This is a genomic window from Kitasatospora sp. NPDC048722 (assembly GCF_040650235.1).
GTDB lineage: Bacteria > Actinomycetota > Actinomycetes > Streptomycetales > Streptomycetaceae > Kitasatospora.
The window spans coordinates 1-1,120 of sequence record NZ_JBEZGX010000190.1; the positions used below are offsets into that span (position 1 = coordinate 1).

The 1,120-nt window shown below is 75.2% G+C and carries 1 protein-coding gene and 1 pseudogene; both read left to right on the forward strand.

Annotation, left to right across the window (positions count from 1 at the left end; translation table 11 throughout):
- On the forward strand, nucleotides 1–789 hold a 789-nt coding region (locus AB0C76_RS41475; RefSeq protein ID WP_359976004.1), incomplete at its 5' end, for a polysaccharide deacetylase family protein.
- A gap of 34 nt (nucleotides 790–823) precedes the next feature.
- A pseudogene (locus AB0C76_RS41480) lies at nucleotides 824–1,120 on the forward strand (MFS transporter); the annotation flags it as partial.

Here is a 1,120-nt window from a genome sequence, read left to right on the forward strand (position 1 = left end):
CGGCCGCGATTCGGCTCGGTCCCGGCCGCCCGCCTGGCGGAGCAGGCCAGGAGCGCCCCCGGCACGCTGGCGCGGGTGACCGCCGAGGGCGGCAGTCTGACCGGCCGCGCCGAGGAGTACCACGAGGTCGTGCGGCGCACCGAGCCGATCCGTACGGCGATGACGGCCGCCGGGCGCTGCTTCGAGCACGGCCGCCGGGACGTCCCGCGGGTCGCGCTCACCTTCGACGACGGTCCCGACCCGGTGCACACCCGGCGGGTGCTGGAGATCCTGGACCGCTACGGGGTGCGGGCGACGTTCTTCTGCGTCGGCCACCACGTCACGGCCCTGCCCGACGAGGTCCGGCGGATCGCCGCGGCCGGCCACGAGGTCGGCAACCACTCCTGGTCCCACCCGTACCTGCCGGACCTGACGCCGGACCAGCTGCGCGAGCAGCTCGACCGCACCACGGAGGCGGTGGCCCGGGTCACCGGCACGGCCCCCACCCGGTTCCGCCCGCCCTACGGCGCGCTGAGCCCCGAAGGCCTCGCCGCCCTCGACGAGCACCCGACCGCCCTCACGCTGTGGGACGTCGACTCCCGCGACTGGTCCAGACCCGGGCCGGAGCGCATCGCCGCCACCGTCCTCGGGTCCGCCGGACCGGGCTCGGTGGTGCTGATGCACGAGGGCGCCGGCGACCGCGGCCAGACCGTCCAGGCCCTCCCGTCGATCGTCGAGGGCCTGCTCGACCGCGGCCTGGAACCGGTCACCGTCGGGGAGCTCGACCCGCCGCCCGTCACCCGACCCTGAACACCACGACCGACAGCTGGAGCAACGACACGCCATGACAGATCAGTTGGCAGACCACACCGCGGCGGCGCCCTCGAAGGCCCCGTCGGCAGGGGAGCAGGTGTCCGGGGAGCCGGCGATCTGGTCCCGCAACTTCCGCTACTACTTCACCGCCCGCAGCGCGGGCCTGCTCAGCTGGGCGATGCTGCCGGTCGCGGTGTCGGCCGGTCTGCTCAGCGGCGGCTACGGCCTGGACACCGCCGGCTACTCGATGGCCTTCCTGGTGGGCCCGTTCGCCGGCCTGGTGCTCTTCGGCGGCGTCCTCGCCGACCGCTTCACCGCCCGCCGCATG